This window comes from Curtobacterium sp. B18 (assembly GCF_000333375.1).
Taxonomy (GTDB): Bacteria; Actinomycetota; Actinomycetes; order Actinomycetales; family Microbacteriaceae; genus Curtobacterium.
Map to the genome: position 1 here is coordinate 1 of NZ_BACZ01000274.1, position 14,554 is coordinate 14,554.

23 protein-coding genes are annotated in these 14,554 nt (G+C 68.8%); all 23 read left to right on the forward strand.

Translation table 11 applies throughout. The annotated features are described in order from the left end of the window. A partial coding sequence (locus tag I5E_RS06895; RefSeq protein WP_022906337.1) for an Ig-like domain-containing protein occupies window positions 1–2,453 on the forward strand: 2,453 nt, incomplete at its 5' end. Between the two features lie 99 nt (window positions 2,454–2,552). Next, window positions 2,553–3,530, forward strand: a complete 978-nt coding sequence (locus I5E_RS06900; protein WP_022906338.1) for a DNA topoisomerase IB — start codon at window positions 2,553–2,555, stop codon at window positions 3,528–3,530. Window positions 3,531–3,610: 80 nt separating this feature from the next. Beyond that, the gene (locus I5E_RS06905) at window positions 3,611–4,423 is read left to right on the forward strand and encodes a DarT ssDNA thymidine ADP-ribosyltransferase family protein (RefSeq protein ID WP_022906339.1); all 813 of its coding nucleotides are present in this window, start codon (window positions 3,611–3,613) and stop codon (window positions 4,421–4,423) included. Window positions 4,424–4,944: 521 nt separating this feature from the next. Further along, window positions 4,945–5,253 (forward strand): 30S ribosomal protein S10, encoded by a 309-nt coding sequence (gene rpsJ / locus I5E_RS06910; protein ID WP_022903286.1) that lies wholly within the window; start codon window positions 4,945–4,947, stop codon window positions 5,251–5,253. A 13-nt stretch (window positions 5,254–5,266) separates the two neighbouring features. After that, window positions 5,267–5,920 (forward strand): 50S ribosomal protein L3, encoded by a 654-nt coding sequence (gene rplC / locus I5E_RS06915; RefSeq protein WP_022906340.1) that lies wholly within the window; start codon window positions 5,267–5,269, stop codon window positions 5,918–5,920. A gap of 2 nt (window positions 5,921–5,922) precedes the next feature. Continuing rightward, window positions 5,923–6,582, forward strand: coding sequence for a 50S ribosomal protein L4 (rplD, locus tag I5E_RS06920; protein WP_031261771.1), 660 nt, complete (start codon window positions 5,923–5,925; stop codon window positions 6,580–6,582). After that, on the forward strand, window positions 6,579–6,878 hold the full coding sequence (gene rplW / locus I5E_RS06925) for a 50S ribosomal protein L23 (RefSeq protein ID WP_022903283.1): 300 nt from the start codon (window positions 6,579–6,581) through the stop codon (window positions 6,876–6,878). Before rplD ends, rplW begins: the two co-directional genes overlap by 4 nt. 19 nt (window positions 6,879–6,897) lie before the next feature. Continuing rightward, on the forward strand, window positions 6,898–7,737 hold the full coding sequence (gene rplB / locus I5E_RS06930; RefSeq protein ID WP_022906342.1) for a 50S ribosomal protein L2: 840 nt from the start codon (window positions 6,898–6,900) through the stop codon (window positions 7,735–7,737). A gap of 11 nt (window positions 7,738–7,748) precedes the next feature. Continuing rightward, window positions 7,749–8,030 carry a 30S ribosomal protein S19 gene (rpsS, locus tag I5E_RS06935; RefSeq protein ID WP_022906343.1) on the forward strand — a complete coding sequence of 94 codons (282 nt, stop codon included), beginning with the start codon at window positions 7,749–7,751 and terminating at the stop codon, window positions 8,028–8,030. A gap of 25 nt (window positions 8,031–8,055) precedes the next feature. Further along, window positions 8,056–8,448 (forward strand): 50S ribosomal protein L22, encoded by a 393-nt coding sequence (gene rplV, locus I5E_RS06940; protein WP_022906344.1) that lies wholly within the window; start codon window positions 8,056–8,058, stop codon window positions 8,446–8,448. Continuing rightward, window positions 8,448–9,245: a 30S ribosomal protein S3 gene (rpsC, locus tag I5E_RS06945; RefSeq protein WP_022906345.1), complete on the forward strand. Its 798-nt coding sequence runs from the start codon at window positions 8,448–8,450 to the stop codon at window positions 9,243–9,245. The genes rplV and rpsC overlap by 1 nt, the downstream gene beginning before the upstream one ends. Window positions 9,246–9,247: 2 nt before the next feature. Beyond that, window positions 9,248–9,667, forward strand: coding sequence for a 50S ribosomal protein L16 (gene rplP, locus I5E_RS06950; RefSeq protein WP_022906346.1), 420 nt, complete (start codon window positions 9,248–9,250; stop codon window positions 9,665–9,667). After that, on the forward strand, window positions 9,667–9,987 hold the full coding sequence (gene rpmC, locus I5E_RS06955) for a 50S ribosomal protein L29 (protein WP_022906347.1): 321 nt from the start codon (window positions 9,667–9,669) through the stop codon (window positions 9,985–9,987). The genes rplP and rpmC overlap by 1 nt, the downstream gene beginning before the upstream one ends. After that, window positions 9,987–10,271 (forward strand): 30S ribosomal protein S17, encoded by a 285-nt coding sequence (gene rpsQ, locus I5E_RS06960; RefSeq protein WP_022906348.1) that lies wholly within the window; start codon window positions 9,987–9,989, stop codon window positions 10,269–10,271. The genes rpmC and rpsQ overlap by 1 nt, the downstream gene beginning before the upstream one ends. A gap of 31 nt (window positions 10,272–10,302) precedes the next feature. After that, entirely contained in the window at window positions 10,303–10,671 is a 369-nt protein-coding gene (rplN, locus tag I5E_RS06965) for a 50S ribosomal protein L14 (protein ID WP_017885523.1), read from the forward strand. Between the two features lie 3 nt (window positions 10,672–10,674). Continuing rightward, window positions 10,675–11,034 (forward strand): 50S ribosomal protein L24, encoded by a 360-nt coding sequence (rplX, locus tag I5E_RS06970; RefSeq protein WP_022906349.1) that lies wholly within the window; start codon window positions 10,675–10,677, stop codon window positions 11,032–11,034. Next, a complete protein-coding gene (rplE, locus tag I5E_RS06975) occupies window positions 11,034–11,624 on the forward strand; it encodes a 50S ribosomal protein L5 (protein WP_022906350.1) in 591 nt (196 codons plus the stop codon). The genes rplX and rplE overlap by 1 nt, the downstream gene beginning before the upstream one ends. Window positions 11,625–11,777: 153 nt before the next feature. Continuing rightward, entirely contained in the window at window positions 11,778–12,176 is a 399-nt protein-coding gene (gene rpsH, locus I5E_RS06980; protein ID WP_022906351.1) for a 30S ribosomal protein S8, read from the forward strand. A 6-nt stretch (window positions 12,177–12,182) separates the two neighbouring features. Beyond that, complete coding sequence (gene rplF, locus I5E_RS06985) at window positions 12,183–12,719, forward strand: 50S ribosomal protein L6 (RefSeq protein WP_031261772.1); 537 nt, start codon at window positions 12,183–12,185, stop codon at window positions 12,717–12,719. 2 nt (window positions 12,720–12,721) lie between these two features. Next, window positions 12,722–13,096, forward strand: coding sequence for a 50S ribosomal protein L18 (gene rplR, locus I5E_RS06990; protein WP_031261773.1), 375 nt, complete (start codon window positions 12,722–12,724; stop codon window positions 13,094–13,096). Next, on the forward strand, window positions 13,093–13,893 hold the full coding sequence (rpsE, locus tag I5E_RS06995; protein WP_022906354.1) for a 30S ribosomal protein S5: 801 nt from the start codon (window positions 13,093–13,095) through the stop codon (window positions 13,891–13,893). The genes rplR and rpsE overlap by 4 nt, the downstream gene beginning before the upstream one ends. Next, entirely contained in the window at window positions 13,893–14,078 is a 186-nt protein-coding gene (gene rpmD / locus I5E_RS07000; protein WP_022906355.1) for a 50S ribosomal protein L30, read from the forward strand. Before rpsE ends, rpmD begins: the two co-directional genes overlap by 1 nt. After that, window positions 14,075–14,539, forward strand: a complete 465-nt coding sequence (rplO, locus tag I5E_RS07005; protein WP_022906356.1) for a 50S ribosomal protein L15 — start codon at window positions 14,075–14,077, stop codon at window positions 14,537–14,539. Before rpmD ends, rplO begins: the two co-directional genes overlap by 4 nt. The last annotated feature ends 15 nt before the right edge of the window (window positions 14,540–14,554 follow it).

A 14,554-nucleotide genomic window follows, 5' to 3' on the forward strand; every position in this document is an offset into this window, starting at 1 on the left:
ACCCGCTGAAGCCGAAGGTCGAGAACAGCTCGTCCACCGCCAACACCCCGGGCCAGCCCGCGACCGTCGACGTGCTGCAGGGCGCGACGGGCGACATCGACCCGACCACCGTGCAGCTGACCGCACCGGACGTCGCCGGCTCGACCGTGCGCGACGGCGGCAAGACCCTCACGGTCCCCGGCCAGGGCGTCTGGACCGTCGACCCGACGAGCGGTGCCGTGACCTTCACCCCGGAGGACGGCTTCACGAAGAACCCGACCCCGGTCATCTACACCGTCGCGGACACCCGCGGGAACCAGACCCAGGGGCAGGTGTCGGTCACCTACCGCGGTGCGGCGCAGGACGACGTGGCGACCACCGACCAGGGCGAGGCCGTCACCATCGACGTCCTCGACAACGACCAGGGCGGCACCGTCGCCACGTCGGTCGTGTTCCCCACCGCCGGTCAGCCCGACGGTGCCACGGTCTCCGACGACGCTCGCACGCTGAGCGTCCCCGGAGTGGGCACCTGGACGGCCGACCCGACGACCGGCGCGGTGACCTTCACCCCGGAACCGACGTTCCGCGGGGACGCCTCGCCCGTGACGTACCGCGTGGCGGACGCCGACGGCGGCACGTCGACGGCGCAGATCGCGGTCTCCGTCGCGCCAGTCCGTCCCCGCGCAGCCGACGACACCACGACCACGCAGCAGAACACCCCGGTCACGGTCGACGTCGCCGGGGACGCCGCTCCCGGCGTCGAGCGCGGCACACCGATCGACCCGACGTCCGTCGTGTTCCCCACCTCCGGGCAACCGGACGGCGCGACGGTGTCGGACGGTGGGAAAGCGCTCACGGTCCCCGGCGAGGGTGTGTACACGGTCGACCCGGACAGCGGGAAGGTGACGTTCACCCCGGCGCAGGGCTCCACGGGCACCACCGCCCCGGTGACGTACCAGGTCAGTGACACCGGCGGTCAGTCGGCGACCGGCACCATCGTGGTGCGCGTCACCGCGGTCGCACCGACGGCGGCACCGGACAGCGCGACGACCTCGCAGGGCGAGGCGACCACGATCGACGTCCTCCGCGACGACACCGCCGGGAACGCCGGCACGCCGCTCGACCCCGCCACCGTGGTGTTCCCCGCGACGGGGCAGCCCGCCGGTGCGACCGTCTCGGACAGCGGCAAGGCGCTCACCGTCCCCGGTCAGGGCGTGTACACGGTGCACCCCGACGGCACGGTGACGTTCACGCCGGAGCCGACCTTCCGCGGACCCGGTTCGGCCGTCACGTACCAGGTCGCCGACGTGGACGGGACCACCACCTCCTCGACCGTCGCGGTCACCGTCACGCCGGTCGGCCCGGTCGCCGAGGACGACACCGCCGCCACCGCGCAGAACACCCCCATGACGGTCGTCGCCCCGGGGAACGACCGGCCAGGCGTCCGCGGCGGCACCCCGATCGACCCGACCTCGGTCGTGTTCCCCACCGCCGGGCAGCCCGCGGGCGCGGTCGTCTCCGCCGACGGGCGCACCCTGACCGCCGCCGGCGAGGGCGTGTACACGGCGGACCCGACCACGGGTTCGGTGCTGTTCACCCCGGTGCGGGGCTGGGCCGGCACGGCGTCGACCGTGACCTACCAGATCGGTGACACCGGTGGGCAGACGACCACCGCCACCATCAGCGTCACCGTCACCCCCGTGGCGCCCACGGCCCGTCCCGACACCGCCCGGACGGCCGCGGACACCCCGGTGACCGTCGCGGTGCTCGGCAACGACGGCGCCGGCAACGCCCGCACGCCGATCGTGCCCGGGTCGGTCCGTCTGGTGGACGCCGACGGCGCACCGATCACCTCGCTCGCGGTGCCCGGGAAGGGGACCTTCACGGTGGACACCACCACCGGTGCGGTCACCTTCGCACCGGTGGCGGGCTTCACCGGCACGCTCGAGGTCCCGTACGCGATCACCGACCGCGACGGCGGCACGGCCTCGTCGACGATCACCGTGACGGTGGGCACGGCCCCGGTGGCGACGAACGACACCCGGACCGGGACGCCCGGCGAGCCGGTGACGGTGGACGTCCTCGGCAACGATGCGGCCGGCTCGACCCCGATCGACCCCGCGTCCGTGCGCCTGGTCGACCCGGAGACGGGCGAGCTCGTCACCACGGTGACGATCCCGGACCACGGGACCTTCACGGTGGGCGAGGACGGCACGGTCACGTTCACCCCGGTCCCCGGCTCCAGCGGCGCCGTGGCGGTCCCGTACTCCGTCGCGGGTGAGGACGGGAGCCGCACCACCGCGACCCTGACATCACCTTCCCGGGCGGCGCCGGTCGTGACCGGCCCGGACGGCGGGCGGCTCGCCTTCACGGGCACCGACGTCGTCTGGCACGGCTCCGTCGCGGCGCTCCTGCTCCTGGTGGCCGGTGGCGCGGTCCTCGTGCTCCGTCGTCGTCGGCAGACGGGGCGGTAGCCGACCGGACGGCGGGCGGGAGGCGCGGTGCCAGCCGGCACCGCGCCTCCCGTCCGTCACCGGGTCCGGTCACAGGCGGTGGCGAGTTGCATCGGGGACGTGACACGTCTCCGCCGCTCCGCGACCAACGGTCGCGGCTACCACCGCGTCCGCAGCGGGCGTGGGTTCTCGTACCGTGCCCCGGACGGCACCACCGTGACCGACCCCGCGGTCCGACAGCGCCTCGAGGACCTCGTCATCCCGCCGGCGTGGGACGACGTCTGGATCTCGCCGTACGAGAACGGCCACATCCTCGCGACCGGCATCGACGGGGCCGGGCGGCGCCAGTACATGTACCACCCCTCCTGGCGGGAGCGGATGGACCGGATCAAGTACGACCGTGCCCTCGCGCTCGCCGAGTCCCTGCCGGTGGCCCGCCGCGGTGTCACCATCGACCTGCGGCGTCCGGAGCCGGACAAGCAGCGTGCGCTGGCCGCGGCCTTCCGGATGCTCGACCAGGGCTCGCTCCGGGTCGGTTCGGAGCGCTACGCCACCGAGCACGGCAGCCGGGGCCTGTCGACGCTGCTCTGCGCCCACGCGCACGTCTCCGGCAACGACATCGAGCTGGACTTCCCGGGCAAGAGCGGCCAGGAGTGGTCCTCGTCGATCCACGACCCGGACCTCGCGACGGTGATCGCCGGCATGAAGCGACGGGGCCCGAACGCCCGGCTCCTGTCGTTCCGCGAGCGGCGCGGCGCCGAGTGGGAGCCCCTCTCCGCCGAGGACATCAACGAGTACGTCAAGGACCGGGCGGGCGAGGAGTTCACCGCGAAGGACTTCCGCACGCTGCACGGCACCGTCGCCGCGGCGGTCGACCTGGCGGTCACCGGCCCGCAGCCGTCCGACGCGAAGCGGAAGAAGGCCGTGTCGCACGCGGTCAAGGTCGCGAGCGAGGAACTCGGCAACACCCCGACGGTGTGTCGACAGAGCTACATCGACCCTCGCCTCATCGACGCCTACCACCACGGCGAGACCATCGACCCGGCACGGACCCACGCCGCCGAGTCCGAGGTCCGCGCACTGCTCTACCGACAGTGACCGGGAAGGGGCTGCGATGACGTACCGTTGGACCTCGTGCCCGAACACCCCCACCCGGGCACGGAAGGACCCCACCAGTCGTGACTGACGAGTGCATCCACGGATTCCCCACCGAACTCTGCGACATCTGCGCGCCACGCCAGCGCGAGGCGGCAGAGACCCCCACCACCCCGACCCCGCGCCGCACCCGGATCACCACCTCGCTCCGGACCGTCCCCGGTCAGGCGGCGGCCCCGGCGTCCTCGCTGCGGTCCCCGGTGCCCGACCTGCCGGAGGCGCGTGACTTCGCCTCGCTCCGCGCGCACCACGTGACCCACGTGGACAACCTCGACGACATCGTGGGGTCCGGTGCGATCCTCGCGTCGGACGCCGTGACGCCCGTCGTCGACGTCGCCTCCGCCGAGGCCCGGGCCGCCCGCGCCGCCGCGACGGCCCCCGACGGCTCGCCGGTCGCCGCGCACGTGCCCTTCACGCTGTCGCCCGACGCGACGCGCTGGGACGAGCTCCGCACCGGCGCCGAGGGGGAGCGGTGGTCCGACGCCGCCCGCCGGACCCGCGCGACGGAGTACATCATGCTCGTCGTGCCGGTGTCGGCCTTCGGTGCGTCGGTCATCGTCGCCGACCAGGACGCCGACGCCGACGACGTCCGGTTCGCCGTCGGACCGGAGGCCGCGACCAACCTCATCCGTCGCACGGACTTCACCGACCCGGAGATGCACGGCCTCGAGCTGCTCGCCGGCCCGAGCGTGCCGTTCTCCGCCGTCGCGGTGATCGGCGTCCCGAACGACCGCGTCCGCCAGAGCGTCAAGGCGGTCCTCAAGGACCACGGCGGACACGCGCCGCGCGTCGCGGTCTTCCCGCCGTGGTTCGTCCCCCCGGTCGTCACCGAGTAGTCCGGAACGACCGTTCGCCACATGCCCTCCGGACCCGCTCCGGAGGGCATGCTGCGTGACGGAGGCGAGCCGCGCCTCCTGGCCGTCGATCCGCATGGATCCGCGGGAACCGGCCCGTTCCGACACGCCCGTGAATCGCGACACGCCCGGGTTGCACGGATGCCGTGCCTATGCGAGACTTGTCCGGTTCCGAATTCCGCGCGCGTTCGCGTGCGCAGGATCACTGCTCTGGCAGTGCACAACCCCCCTGTCCAGCAGGGCTGGGTTGGGCCGCAGGCAGCAGAACACGATCGACTCCCCACCAAGCGTGACGGGCACTGCTGTGCCCGGACCGTGCGGGAGACGACATGCCCACGCTGAACGGCCCAGGTCGCTCCGCGCGGTTGACACGAGAACAGCGGTCATCCCCAGCGGATGCGGCCGGTTGGTTCACAGAAAACAGCCAAGCCCTGCAGGAATGCACGGTGACGGCGGCGTCAGGCGGCCCGAGGGTGCGCGGCGCAGAGAGGACAAAGAGACACATGGCGGGACAGAAGATCCGCATCCGGCTCAAGTCGTACGACCACGAGGTCATCGACACGTCGGCCCGGAAGATCGTCGACACGGTGACCCGTGCCGGTGCGACCGTGGTCGGCCCGGTGCCGCTCCCCACCGAGAAGAACGTGGTCACCGTGATCCGTTCTCCCCACAAGTACAAGGACTCGCGCGAGCACTTCGAGAAGCGCACGCACAAGCGGGTCATCGACATCGTCGACCCGACGCCGAAGGCCGTCGACTCGCTCATGCGACTCGACCTCCCGGCCGACGTCAATATCGAGATCAAGCTGTAAGGGGGCTGGACTGATGGCGAACTCAACCAAGACCGTCAAGGGCCTCCTCGGCAAGAAGCTCGGGATGACCCAGGTGTGGGACGAGAACAACAAGTTCATCCCCGTCACCGTGATCGAGGTCGGCCCGAACGTGGTCACCCAGATCCGCAACGTCGAGCGCGACGGCTACGAGGCGATCCAGATCGCCGCCGGCGCCATCGACCCGCGCAAGGTCAACAAGCCGGCCGCCGGCCACTTCGAGGCCGCCGGGGTCACCCCGCGCCGCACCCTCACGGAGATCCGCACCAACGACTCCGCTGAGTACTCGCTCGGCCAGGAGCTCACCGTCGACACGTTCGAGGCGGGCCAGAAGGTCGACGTCGTCGGCACCTCCAAGGGCAAGGGCTTCGCCGGTGTCATGAAGCGCCACGGCTTCGCCGGTGTGTCCGCTTCGCACGGTGCCCACCGCAACCACCGCAAGCCCGGTTCCATCGGTGCTTCGTCGACCCCGTCGCGTGTCTTCAAGGGCATGCGCATGGCCGGTCGCATGGGTGGCGAGCGTGTGACCGTCCTCAACCTCACGGTGCACGCCGTCGACGCCGAGAAGGGTCTGCTGCTCGTCAAGGGCGCCGTCCCCGGTGCTCGCGGTCGCTCCGTCTTCGTCCGCACCGCCGTGAAGGGTAAGTGATCATGGCCACCACGACCGCAACCACGATCGACGTCCTCGACGCATCGGGCGTCAAGTCCGGCTCCGTCGAGCTCCCCGCCGAGCTCTTCGACGTCGAGACCAACGTCCCGCTGATCCACCAGGTCGTCACCGCGCAGCTCGCAGCCGCGCGTCAGGGCACCCACAAGACCAAGAACCGCGGCGAGGTCCGCGGTGCTGGTCGCAAGCCGTTCAAGCAGAAGGGCACCGGCCGCTCCCGTCAGGGTTCGGTCCGCGCACCGGAGCACACCGGCGGTGGCGTCGTCCACGGACCGACCCCGCGCGACTACTCGCAGCGCACCCCGAAGAAGATGATCGCCGCTGCTCTGCTCGGCTCGCTCTCGGACCGCGCCCGCGGTGGCCGCATCTCCGCTGTGGAGGGCTTCGTCGCGGCCGATGTGCCGTCGACCAAGACCGCCCGCACGCTCCTCGAGAAGGTCGCGCCCGTCAAGCACGTGCTGATCGTGCTCGAGCAGGACGACGAGCTCACGCTCAAGTCGATCCGCAACCTGCCGAACGTCCACGCGCTCTCGTACGGCCAGCTCAACGCCTACGACGTGCTCAAGGCCGACGCGCTCGTCTTCAGCAAGAGCGCACTCGACGCCTTCATCGCGTCGAAGACCGCGAAGGAGATCTCCGCATGAGCGGCTTCAACAAGGACCCGCGCGACATCATCATCTCGCCGGTCGTCTCGGAGAAGAGCTACGGCCTGATCGACCAGGGCAAGTACACGTTCATCGTGGACCCCCGCTCGAACAAGACCGAGATCAAGCTCGCCATCGAGAAGATCTTCGACGTCAAGGTCGCGAGCATCAACACGCTGAACCGTCCGGGCAAGACCCGTCGCACGCGCTTCGGCATGGGCAAGCGCAAGGACACCAAGCGTGCCATCGTGACGCTCAAGTCCGGTTCGATCGACATCTTCACGGCTGTCGGCTGAGGACCTTAAGGGATTAATCATGGCTATTCGTAACTACAAGCCGACGACCCCCGGTCGTCGCGGCTCGTCGGTCGCCGACTTCGCTGAGATCACCCGGTCGACGCCGGAGAAGTCGCTGCTCCGCCCGCTGCCGAAGACCGGTGGCCGCAACAGCTCCGGTCGCATCACGACCCGTCACATCGGTGGTGGCCACAAGCGCCAGTACCGCGTGATCGACTTCCGTCGTCACGACAAGGACGGCGTCGACGCCAAGGTCGCACACATCGAGTACGACCCGAACCGCACCGCGCGCATCGCGCTCCTGCACTACGTGGACGGCACGAAGCGCTACATCATCGCGCCGAACAAGCTCAAGCAGGGCGACGTCATCGAGCAGGGCCCCGGCGCCGACATCAAGCCCGGCAACAACCTGCCGCTCCGCAACATCCCGGTGGGTACGGTCGTGCACGCGATCGAGCTCCGCCCCGGTGGCGGCGCGAAGATGGCCCGCTCGGCCGGCGCCTCGGTGCGTCTCGTCGCCAAGGACGGCCCCTACGCGCAGCTCCGTCTGCCGTCGGGCGAGGTCCGCAACGTCGACGCCCGCTGCCGCGCCACGATCGGCGAGGTCGGCAACGCCGAGCAGTCGAACATCAACTGGGGCAAGGCCGGCCGCATGCGCTGGAAGGGCGTCCGCCCGACCGTCCGTGGTGTCGCGATGAACCCGGTCGACCACCCGCACGGTGGTGGCGAGGGCAAGACCTCCGGTGGCCGTCACCCGGTCAGCCCGTGGGGTCAGGCCGAGGGTCGCACGCGCAAGCCGAACAAGCCGAGCGACAAGCTCATCGTCCGTCGCCGTAACGCCGGCAAGAAGCGCAAGTAGGAGTTCAGAAGATGCCACGCAGTCTGAAGAAGGGCCCCTTCGTCGACGAGCACCTGCTCCGCAAGGTCGTCACGCAGAACGAGGCCAACACCAAGAACGTGATCCGTACCTGGTCGCGTCGCTCGATGATCATCCCGAACATGCTCGGGCACACGATCGCCGTGCACGACGGCCGCAAGCACATCCCGGTGTTCGTCACCGAGTCGATGGTCGGTCACAAGCTCGGCGAGTTCGCGCCGACCCGCACCTTCCGTGGTCACGTGAAGGACGACAAGAAGGGCCGTCGCCGCTAAGGCGGCGACGCAGAGGAGGAACGAAATGGTGGAGTCGATCGCACGCGTGCGACACATCCGCGTCACGCCTCAGAAGGCCCGTCGCGTCATCGAGCTGATCCGCGGCAAGCAGGCCCACGAGGCCCTCGCCATCCTGAAGTTCGCCCCCCAGGGCGCTTCGGAGCCCGTGTACAAGCTGGTCGCCTCGGCGATCGCGAACGCCCGGGTGAAGGCGGACTCGACGAACAGCTTCCTCGACGAGCGCGACCTCTACGTGAGCCGCGTCTTCGTCGACGAAGGCACGACCCTGAAGCGGTTCCAGCCGCGCGCCCAGGGCCGCGCCTTCCGCATCAACAAGCGCACCAGCCACATCACGGTCGTCCTCGCGACGCCGGATGAGGTCGAGGCTGCCGCGACGAGCAAGAAGGCGAGCAAGTAATGGGCCAGAAGGTCAACCCGTACGGCTTCCGTCTCGGGATCACGACGGACCACGTCTCGCACTGGTTCACCGACAGCACGAAGCCGGGTCAGCGCTACGCCGACTACGTGGCCGAGGACATCAAGGTGCGCGAGTACCTGAAGAAGACCCTCGACCGTGCCGGCGTCGCCCGCATCGAGCTCGAGCGCACCCGTGACCGCGTCCGCGTGGACATCCACACCGCGCGTCCGGGCATCGTCATCGGTCGCCGTGGCGCCGAGGCGGAGCGCGTCCGTGGGGAGCTCGAGAAGCTCACCAAGAAGCAGATCCAGCTCAACATCCTCGAGGTCAAGAACCCCGAGACCGAGGCCCAGCTCGTCGCGCAGGGCATCGCCGAGCAGCTCTCCGCTCGTGTCGCGTTCCGTCGCGCCATGCGCAAGGGCCTGCAGGGTGCACAGCGCGCCGGCGCCAAGGGTGTCCGCATCCAGGTGTCGGGTCGTCTCGGCGGCGCCGAGATGTCGCGCTCGGAGTTCTACCGCGAGGGCCGCGTGCCCCTGCACACGCTCCGCGCGAACATCGACTACGGCTTCTACGAGGCCCGGACCACGTTCGGCCGCATCGGCGTGAAGGTCTGGATCTACAAGGGCGACATCACGAACAAGGAGCTCGCTCGCGAGCAGGCGAACCAGCGTTCGTCGCGCCCCGAGCGTCGTGGCGGCCCCCGTGGCGAGCGCGGCGACCGCCGTGGCGGCGACCGCGGTGGACGCCAGCAGCAGGCTCCGCAGGACGCGCCGGCCGGCGCAGGAGTTGAGGCGTAACCATGCTTATTCCCCGTCGAGTCAAGCACCGCAAGCAGCACCACCCGAAGCGTTCGGGCCAGGCCACCGGTGGCACCAAGGTGTCGTTCGGTGACTACGGCATCCAGGCGCTCACGCCCGCTTACGTGACCAACCGTCAGATCGAGTCCGCTCGTATCGCCATGACGCGTCACATCAAGCGTGGCGGCAAGGTGTGGATCAACATCTACCCGGACCGTCCGCTCACGAAGAAGCCGGCCGAGACCCGCATGGGTTCCGGTAAGGGTTCCCCCGAGTGGTGGGTCGCCAACGTCAAGCCGGGCCGTGTGCTCTTCGAGCTCTCCGGCGTCAACGAGGACATCGCCCGCGAGGCGCTGACCCGTGCAATCCACAAGCTGCCCCTCAAGGCACGCATCATCAAGCGCGAGGAGGGCGACGCATAATGGCGATCGGTTCCAAGGAGCTCCGTCCGACGGAGCTCGACACGTTCGAGAACGAGCGTCTTGCTGACGAACTGAAGAAGGCCAAGGAGGAGCTCTTCAACCTCCGCTTCCAGTCGGCCACCGGCCAGCTGGAGAGCCACGGTCGTCTCCGTGCCGTCAAGCGCGACATCGCTCGCATCTACACCGTCCTCCGCGAGCGCGAGCTCGGCATCCGTGCCACCCCCGCGCCCGTCGAGACCGCCCCCAAGGCCAAGAAGACGACCAAGAAGGCTGAGAAGCCGGCTGAGTCGGCCGAGGCCGAGACCGCCGAGGAGAAGTAATGGCGAACGAAGAGAAGACCTCCGCCGCCTCCGCTCGCGGCTACCGCAAGACGCGTCGTGGCTACGTCACGAGCGACAAGATGGACAAGACCATCGTGGTCGAGGTCGAGGACCGCGTTAAGCACGCGCTCTACGGCAAGATCATCCGTCGCACGTCCAAGGTGAAGGCCCACGACGAGCTCGGCACCGCTGGTGTCGGCGACCTCGTCGTGATCAGCGAGACCCGTCCCCTCAGCGCTTCCAAGCGCTGGCGCCTGGTCGAGATCCTCGAGAAGGCCAAGTAGGCCCAGGCCTACTTCGGAATAGGAGACAGCAGTGATTCAGCAGGAATCCCGCCTCAAGGTCGCCGACAACACGGGTGCCAAGGAGATCTTGACCATCCGCGTGCTCGGTGGCTCGGGTCGTCGCTACGCCGGTCTCGGTGACGTCATCGTCGCCACGGTGAAGGACGCCATCCCCGGCGGCAACGTGAAGAAGGGTGACGTCGTCAAGGCGGTCATCGTTCGCACCAAGAAGGAGACCCGTCGTCAGGACGGCTCCTACATCAAGTTCGACGAGAACGCGGCAGTGATCCTCAAGGCCGACGGCGACCCGCGCGGTACGCGCATCTTCGGTCCGGTCGGTCGCGAGCTCCGTGACAAGAAGTTCATGAAGATCATCTCGCTCGCGCCGGAGGTGCTGTAAGCCATGGCGAACATCAAGAAGGGTGACCTGGTCCAGGTCATCACGGGTGCCAAGCAGGAGCGCGGCGGTGACCGTGGCAAGCAGGGCAAGGTCATCGAGGTCCTCAAGGACAAGAACCGCGTCGTCGTCGAGGGCGTGAACTTCGTCACGAAGCACGTCCGCGTCGGCCAGACGCAGCGCGGCTCGAAGACCGGTGGCATCGAGCAGCACGAGGCTCCGATCCACGTGTCGAACGTCGCCATCGTCGACCCGAAGACCAAGAAGCCGACCCGCGTCGGTTTCCGCAACGAAGAGGTGGAGAAGGACGGCGTCAAGAAGACCGTCCGAGTCCGCTACGCCAAGAAGTCGGGTGAGAAGCTCTGATGACCGACACGACTGCCGCGCCGGCGACCAAGGTCGAGCCGCGCCTCAAGCAGAAGTACAAGAACGAGATCAAGGCTGCCCTCACCGAGCAGTTCGGGTACGCGAACGTCAACCAGGTCCCCGGCCTGGTCAAGGTCGTCGTGAACACCGGTGTCGGTGAGGCCGCTCGCGACTCGAAGATCATCGAGGGGGCCATCAAGGACCTCACGGCGATCACGGGTCAGAAGCCCCAGGTCACGAAGGCCCGCAAGTCCATCGCGCAGTTCAAGCTGCGTGAGGGCCAGGCCATCGGCGCGCACGTCACCCTCCGTGGTGACCGCGCGTGGGAGTTCATCGACCGTCTCGTGACCCTCGCACTGCCCCGCATCCGCGACTTCCGCGGTCTCAGCGACAAGCAGTTCGACGGCAACGGCAACTACACGTTCGGTCTCACGGAGCAGTCCGTGTTCCACGAGATCGACCAGGACCGCATCGACCGCGTGCGTGGCTTCGACATCACCGTCGTGACCACCGCGAAGTCGGACGACGAGGGCCGCGCGCTGCTCCGCCAGCTCGGGTTCCCGTTCCGTTCTGCCGAGCAGACGGTCTAAGATACTTCGGGCGGTGCGGGCCGGAGGATTCACGTCCTCCGGCCCGCACGCACGAACACACCGATCCAGGGGAATCGCCCCAGGATCACCCGATCGCTCAGGTCGGCATTCGTGGAACGGGTGTCGAAACCAGGCGAAGAATGGACGACCATCATGACGATGACCGATCCGGTCGCAGACATGCTGACCAGATTGCGGAACGCGAACTCGGCGCACCACGACGCCGTCTCGCTTCCCAGCTCCAAGCTGAAGAAGAACATCGCTGAGATCCTCAAGCGCGAGGGCTACATCAGCGAGTGGAAGATCGAGGACGCCCGCGTGGGCGAGACCCTCACGATCGACCTGAAGTACGGCCCCGAGCGCGAGCGTTCGATCGCCGGCATCAAGCGCGTCTCGAAGCCCGGTCTCCGGGTGTACGCGAAGTCGACGGAGATCCCCCAGGTCCTCGGTGGCCTCGGCGTGGCGATCCTCTCGACCTCGTCGGGACTGCTCACCGACCGCGAAGCCGAGCAGAAGGGCGTGGGTGGGGAAGTCCTCGCCTACGTGTGGTGACCGACAATGTCTCGTATCGGACGTCTTCCCATTGACATCCCCGCTGGCGTGACCGTCTCCATCGACGGTCAGAACGTCGCGGTCAAGGGCCCGAAGGGCGAGCTGGCGCTCGTCGTCGCGGAGCCCATCCAGGCCAAGGTCGAGGAGAACCAGGTCCTCGTCACCCGACCGGACGACGAGCGCAGCTCGCGTGCGCTCCACGGCCTGACCCGCACCCTCATCGCGAACAACATCGTCGGCGTGACCCAGGGCTACTCCAAGGGCCTCGAGGTCGTCGGCACCGGTTACCGCGTGCAGGCGAAGGGCAACAACGTCGAGTTCGCGCTCGGCTACTCCCACCCGATCACGGTCGAGCCGCCCGCGGGCATCAGCTTCGCCGTCGAGGGCAACAACAAGCTGACCGTCAACGGCATCGACAAGCAGTCCGTCGGCGAGGTCGCTGCAAACATCCGCAAGCTGCGCAAGCCCGAGCCCTACAAGGGCAAGGGTGTCCGCTACGCCGGCGAGATCGTGCGCCGCAAGGCCGGAAAGTCAGGTAAGTGATCATGGGTCTCCTCAAGACACGAGGGAAGAGCAAGTCGGCCGCCAAGGCGCGCCGTCACAACCGCCTCCGCAAGAAGATCACCGGCACCGAGGCCCGTCCGCGTCTCGCTGTCACCCGTTCGGCGCGTCACGTGTTCGTCCAGGTCATCGACGACGCCAAGGGCCACACGCTGGCCAGCGCGTCGACGATGGAGGCCGACCTCCGTACGTTCGACGGCGACAAGACCGCCAAGGCCCGTCGTGTCGGCGAACTCCTCGCCGAGCGTGCGAAGGCCGCTGGCGTCGAGGCCGTGGTCTTCGACCGCGGTGGTAGCAAGTACGCCGGTCGCGTCGCCGCGATCGCCGACGGTGCCCGTGAAGGAGGGCTGAACCTGTGAGCGACATCGCGAACACGAACGAAGACGCCAACGTCGAGACGACCGAGGCCGCTGAGGCGACCGAGGCCGAGGCCACGAGCACCACGGCCCCCGCGGCCAAGGAGCCCGAGGTCCCCGTCGTCGAGCGCCCCGTCGAGACCGCAGCCGGTTCGGCATCGAACAACCGCGACTCCGCCGACAACCGTGGCCGCCGTGGTGGCGGTCGTGACCGTCAGCAGGGTGGCGGCCGTGGCAACGACCGCAACGGTCGGGGTGGCGACAGCCAGTTCCTCGAGCGCGTCGTGACCATCAACCGCGTCTCCAAGGTCGTCAAGGGTGGTCGTCGCTTCAGCTTCACCGCGCTCGTCGTGGTCGGTGACGGCAACGGTCTCGTGGGTGTCGGCTACGGCAAGGCCCGCGAGGTCCCGACCGCCATCTCGAAGGGCGTCGAGGAAGCGAAGAAGAACTTCTTCCGCGTCCCGCGCGTCGGCAACACGATCCCGCACCCGGTGCAGGGCGAGGCCGCTGCCGGCGTCGTGCTGCTCCGTCCGGCCGCTGCCGGTACCGGTGTCATCGCCGGTGGTCCGGTCCGCGCCGTCCTCGAGTGCGCTGGCATCCACGACGTCCTGAGCAAGTCGCTCGGTTCGTCGAACACCATCAACATCGTGCACGCGACCGTCGAGGCGCTGCAGCAGCTCGAGGAGCCCCGTGCGGTCGCAAGCCGTCGCGGTCTCCCCGTCGACCGGGTCGTCCCGGACCGTCTGCTCCAGGCCGAGGCCGCTGCTCTGCGTGCCGCGTCCGAGAAGGCAGGTGCGTGATGGCGATGCTGAAGATCACGCAGACGAAGTCCGTTATCAGCGAGAAGCAGTACCAGCGCGACACGCTCCGCAGCCTGGGTCTCAAGCGCATCGGCCGTACGGTCCTGCGTGAGGACAACGCCCAGAACCGCGGGTACGTCGCAACGGTCGCGCACCTCGTGAAGGTCGAGGAGGTCGACGCATGAGCGACGAGAAGAACGAGCGCGTGCAGGTCCTGAAGCTGCACCACCTCCGTCCGGCAGAGGGCGCCAAGAAGGCGCGTACCCGCGTCGGTCGTGGTGAGGGCTCCAAGGGCAAGACCGCCGGCCGTGGTACCAAGGGCCAGAAGGCTCGTTACCAGGTCAAGGTCGGCTTCGAGGGTGGGCAGATGCCGCTGCACATGCGCACCCCGAAGCTCCGCGGGTTCAAGAACCCGTTCCGTGTCGAGTACCAGGTCGTGAATCTGGACAAGATCGCGGAGCTCTACCCCAACGGTGGCGACGTCACCGTCGCGGACCTGGTCGCCAAGGGCGCTGTCCGCAAGAACGAGAAGGTCAAGGTTCTCGGTCAGGGTGACATCAGCGTGAAGCTGACGGTCTCGGTCGACAAGGTCTCGGCGTCCGCCGCCGAGAAGATCGCGGCTGCTGGCGGCACCGTCTCCCAGTAACCCCCGTCGGCGGCC

Excerpts from the sequence above, each read along its gene's own strand:
- rpsJ (WP_022903286.1), top strand. The coding sequence starts at position 4,945 with ATGGCGGGACAGAAGATCCGCATCCGGCTCAAGTCGTACGACCACGAG.
- rplC (WP_022906340.1), top strand. The coding sequence starts at position 5,267 with ATGGCGAACTCAACCAAGACCGTCAAGGGCCTCCTCGGCAAGAAGCTC.
- rplD (WP_031261771.1), top strand. The coding sequence starts at position 5,923 with ATGGCCACCACGACCGCAACCACGATCGACGTCCTCGACGCATCGGGC.
- rplW (WP_022903283.1), top strand. The coding sequence starts at position 6,579 with ATGAGCGGCTTCAACAAGGACCCGCGCGACATCATCATCTCGCCGGTC.
- rplB (WP_022906342.1), top strand. The coding sequence starts at position 6,898 with ATGGCTATTCGTAACTACAAGCCGACGACCCCCGGTCGTCGCGGCTCG.
- rpsS (WP_022906343.1), top strand. The coding sequence starts at position 7,749 with ATGCCACGCAGTCTGAAGAAGGGCCCCTTCGTCGACGAGCACCTGCTC.
- rplV (WP_022906344.1), top strand. The coding sequence starts at position 8,056 with ATGGTGGAGTCGATCGCACGCGTGCGACACATCCGCGTCACGCCTCAG.
- rpsC (WP_022906345.1), top strand. The coding sequence starts at position 8,448 with ATGGGCCAGAAGGTCAACCCGTACGGCTTCCGTCTCGGGATCACGACG.
- rplP (WP_022906346.1), top strand. The coding sequence starts at position 9,248 with ATGCTTATTCCCCGTCGAGTCAAGCACCGCAAGCAGCACCACCCGAAG.
- rpmC (WP_022906347.1), top strand. The coding sequence starts at position 9,667 with ATGGCGATCGGTTCCAAGGAGCTCCGTCCGACGGAGCTCGACACGTTC.
- rpsQ (WP_022906348.1), top strand. The coding sequence starts at position 9,987 with ATGGCGAACGAAGAGAAGACCTCCGCCGCCTCCGCTCGCGGCTACCGC.
- rplX (WP_022906349.1), top strand. The coding sequence starts at position 10,675 with ATGGCGAACATCAAGAAGGGTGACCTGGTCCAGGTCATCACGGGTGCC.
- rplE (WP_022906350.1), top strand. The coding sequence starts at position 11,034 with ATGACCGACACGACTGCCGCGCCGGCGACCAAGGTCGAGCCGCGCCTC.
- rpsH (WP_022906351.1), top strand. The coding sequence starts at position 11,778 with ATGACGATGACCGATCCGGTCGCAGACATGCTGACCAGATTGCGGAAC.
- rplF (WP_031261772.1), top strand. The coding sequence starts at position 12,183 with ATGTCTCGTATCGGACGTCTTCCCATTGACATCCCCGCTGGCGTGACC.
- rplR (WP_031261773.1), top strand. The coding sequence starts at position 12,722 with ATGGGTCTCCTCAAGACACGAGGGAAGAGCAAGTCGGCCGCCAAGGCG.
- rpmD (WP_022906355.1), top strand. The coding sequence starts at position 13,893 with ATGGCGATGCTGAAGATCACGCAGACGAAGTCCGTTATCAGCGAGAAG.
- rplO (WP_022906356.1), top strand. The coding sequence starts at position 14,075 with ATGAGCGACGAGAAGAACGAGCGCGTGCAGGTCCTGAAGCTGCACCAC.